Source organism: Bradyrhizobium sp., assembly GCF_019242285.1.
GTDB lineage: Bacteria > Pseudomonadota > Alphaproteobacteria > Rhizobiales > Xanthobacteraceae > Bradyrhizobium.
Map to the genome: position 1 here is coordinate 1 of NZ_JAFAVV010000877.1, position 3,771 is coordinate 3,771.

Consider the following 3,771-nt stretch of genomic DNA (forward strand, 5'->3'; position numbering starts at 1 on the left):
GCTTTCCGCTGGGCAGCGCGTCCAACGGCGGCTGTGCGCCTTACGCGGATTTTCTTTCTTGCCGGCGTCGATAGGTCGTCGTCGGCGGCGAAACCCATGGGGCTGGATTGGCTGCGCCTCGATCGATCCTTGTCGGATGCCGGCGCAAGTTCGGCGGTAAGAGACGGAGAGTCGGAAAGCTTCGACGGGACATGGCAAGATAAAAAGGGCTCGCTGGTTGGACCTGAAGCCATTGAGATGGCTTGGGTTCACGCGTGCCGGTCGGTGATGGCGCGTGCCGCGAAACGGACTTTTGCAAACAAGTTCAAGAATGTCTTCGGCACTGCGCGTTGCTTCATCGCTGGAAGGCCGTGGCGATGAACGCAGGCGATCGCGAGTTCCGCATCCGTCCAGGCCGCATCAAAAGCACCCGCGCGCGAAAACCAAAGAGCTTCATCAATCGTGTACTGCACGCGGCAAACATGGCGGGTCACGTTTCTCCGGCGAGACGCGCCGCAGGACGTAGGCATTCGACCTTCGGGCGTGGCCGGATCAGCTTTGGCCGGGAACGCCTGTTCAATCCGGCGCGGCGTGTGACGGTGAAGGCACGGGTCGTCCGCCACCGAGGGCGGGCCTTCCGCTCGGCGCCGCTGGCCGCGCACCTCTCCTACCTGAAACGTGACGGCGTCACCCGAAGCGGAGAGCCGGCACACATGTTCGATGCCGGCAGCGACCGGGCCGATGAAGTGGCGTTCGAAGCGCTGACGCGGGATGACCGGCATCATTTCCGGTTTATCGTCTCGCCGGAGGATGCGGGTGACATGATCGATCTCAAGGCTTTCACGCGCGACCTGATGAGGCAGATGGAAGCCGATCTCGCCACACCGTTGAGCTGGGTCGCCGTCGATCACTGGAACACCGACAACCCCCACATTCATGTGCTGGTGCGCGGCGTCGATCAGGACGGCGGGGATCTCGTGATCTCACGCGACTACATCAGCCGAGGTTTGCGTTCGCGGGCGGAGGAACTCGTTTCGATCGAGCTCGGTCCAAAGCCCGAGCACGAAATCAAAAGCGCGCTGGAACGAGAGGTCACAGCCGACCGCTGGACCGGCCTCGATCGGGAAATTCGCAATTGCGCCGACGAGGTCGGGGCCGTCGATCTGCGCCCCGAGGTCGCCGGCATCTCGGACGCCGATGTCAGCCGATTGATGCGAGGGCGCCTCCAGTATCTGGAACGATTGGGCCTTGCCATGAGTGCCGGGCCAAATGAATGGATGGTCGAGCTTGGGGCCGAGCGGAAGCTCCGCGAACTCGGCCAACGCGGCGACATCATCACGACCATGCACCGCGCCTTCGCGGCGCGAGGGGAGGAACGGGGTGTCGCCGCTTATGCAATCGAATCCGGCGGGGTCAGGGCACCGGTGATCGGACGCCTGGTCGACAAGGGCCTTTACGACGAGCTTACCGGCGAGGCCTATGCCGTGATCGACGGCGTGGGAGGTTTGGCGCACCATGTTCGGTTTCGGGGTGTCGAGGCCTTCGACCACGCACCTCCAATCGGTGGCATCGTCGAGGTGAGGCGTTTCGGCGGTCCGGACGATCCACGCCCAACGCTTGTCCTTGCAACCCGTTCTGATCTCGACCTCCAAGATCAGGTCACCGCTTCAGGGGCGACCTGGCTGGATCACCGCCTGGTGGAGCGCGATCCCATGCCGCTTGCCATGAGCGGGTTCGGCCGCGAGGTGAGGGACGCCATGCGCGATCGTGCTGAACATCTTATCGCAGAGGGACATGCCCATCGCGGGCAGCAGGGCATCGTCATGCAGCGCGATCTCCTGAGCAACTTGAGGCGAAAGGAGCTGGATACGGTTGGCGCAAGTCTGGCGGCCGACACCGGGCTGCCGCGGCTCGAGCTTACCAGCGGCGCTCAGGTCGCAGGAACCTATCGTCAGCGTCTCGTGCTGTCCTCAGGTCGCTTCGCCATGATCGACAACGGCCTTGGATTCTATCTCGTGCCCTGGTCGCGAGAGGTCGACAAGCGGCTCGGTCAGCATGTGGGGGGACTAGCCAGGGCGGGCGGCGGCATCGAATGGAGCTTCGGCCGCAAACGAGAGCTGGGTCTATAGTCATGTCTGCAACCAGGATCCTCTGGGACCAGATCGTTGCGGTTTGTCTGATCGTGCTCGTAGCGCTCTGGGGAGCGACCGAGTGGACCGCGTGGCGGCTGGCGTTCCAGCCTGGGCTTGGCCAGCCGTGGTTTGAACTGGGAGGACTGTCTCTTTACGAGCCACTCGCCTTCTTCTGGTGGTGGTTTGTCTACGACGCCTATGCACCGGTGATCTTCCTTGAGGGGGCAGCGATTGCGGCCTTCGGCGGACTGCTCGCGATGGGGGTCGCCATCGGCATGTCAGTGTGGCGGGCGAGGGAGGCACGGAATGTCGCAACCTATGGCTCAGCGCGCTGGGCTGAATTGAAAGACGTAAGAGCAGCCGGGCTACTCGGCACCAATGGCGTCGTGCTCGGCCGTTATCGCAAGTCCTATCTCCGGCATGACGGGCCGGAACATGTGCTTTGCTTTGCGCCAACCCGATCCGGCAAAGGCGTGGGCCTCGTCGTGCCCTCGCTGCTCGCCTGGCCGGGCTCGGCCATCGTCCATGACATCAAGGGCGAGAACTGGCAGCTGACCGCGGGTTTCCGGTCACGGCACGGGCGGGTGTTGCTGTTTGACCCGACCAATCCAAAATCGTCGGCCTACAATCCGCTGCTCGAGGTCCGGCGCGGCGAATGGGAGGTCCGTGACGTCCAGAATGTCGCGGACGTCCTGGTCGACCCCGAGGGATCACTCGACAAGCGCAACCACTGGGAAAAGACCAGCCACTCGCTCCTGGTCGGCGCCATCCTGCACGTTCTCTATGCCGAGCCCGACAAGACGCTCGCCGGCGTCGCAGCCTTCCTGTCCGATCCCGGGCGGTCGATCGAGACAACCCTGGCCGCGATGATGACAACGCCGCATCTCGGCTCAAACGGTCCTCATCCCGTTGTCGCATCGACCGCGCGCGAGCTCCTGAACAAGTCCGAGAATGAGCGTTCCGGCGTGCTCTCGACAGCCATGTCCTTCCTTGGCCTCTACCGCGACCCCGTCGTCGCCAAAGTGACCAGTCGCTGTCATTGGCGGATCAATGATCTGATCGGCAATTCCGAGCCGTCGACGCTCTATCTGGTCGTGCCGCCATCGGACATCTCGCGCACCAAGCCCCTGATCCGCCTGGTGCTGAACCAGATCGGCCGACGTCTAACCGAAGACCTGCACGCGAGAAATGGCCGGCATCGCCTCCTGATGATGCTGGACGAGTTTCCAGCGCTCGGCCGGCTCGACTTGTTGGAGTCCGCGCTCGCCTTCATGGCCGGCTATGGGATCAAGAGCTTCCTGATCGCGCAGTCGCTCAATCAGATCGAGAAGGCCTATGGCGCCAATAACTCCATCCTGGACAATTGCCATGTCCGCGTCAGCTTTGCCACCAACGATGAACGCACCGCGAAGCGTGTGTCCGACGCGCTGGGGACGGCGACCGAGATGCGCGCCATGAGGAACTATGCGGGCCACAGGCTGAGCCCCTGGCTCGGTCACCTCATGGTCTCGCGGCAGGAGACCGCCCGGGCCTTGCTCACCCCGGGCGAGGTGATGCAGCTTCCGGCGCACGAGGAGATCGTCATGCTGGCCGGCGCTGCGCCGATCCGGGCGATGAAGGCGCGCTATTATGCCGACGCCCGACTGATGGATCGTATCCT

General features: G+C 63.6%; 3 protein-coding genes. All 3 read left to right on the forward strand.

The window, feature by feature from the left end:
• The coding region (locus JOY90_RS36080; protein WP_291695860.1) for a hypothetical protein at positions 1-360 on the forward strand (360 nt) is incomplete at its 5' end.
• On the forward strand, positions 357-2,108 hold the full coding sequence (locus tag JOY90_RS36085; RefSeq protein ID WP_291695862.1) for a DUF3363 domain-containing protein: 1,752 nt from the start codon (positions 357-359) through the stop codon (positions 2,106-2,108). The genes JOY90_RS36080 and JOY90_RS36085, both read left to right, overlap by 4 nt.
• A 2-nt stretch (positions 2,109-2,110) precedes the next feature.
• Positions 2,111-3,771, forward strand: a 1,661-nt coding sequence (locus tag JOY90_RS36090) for a conjugal transfer protein TraG (protein WP_291695861.1), incomplete at its 3' end; no start/stop codon positions are given.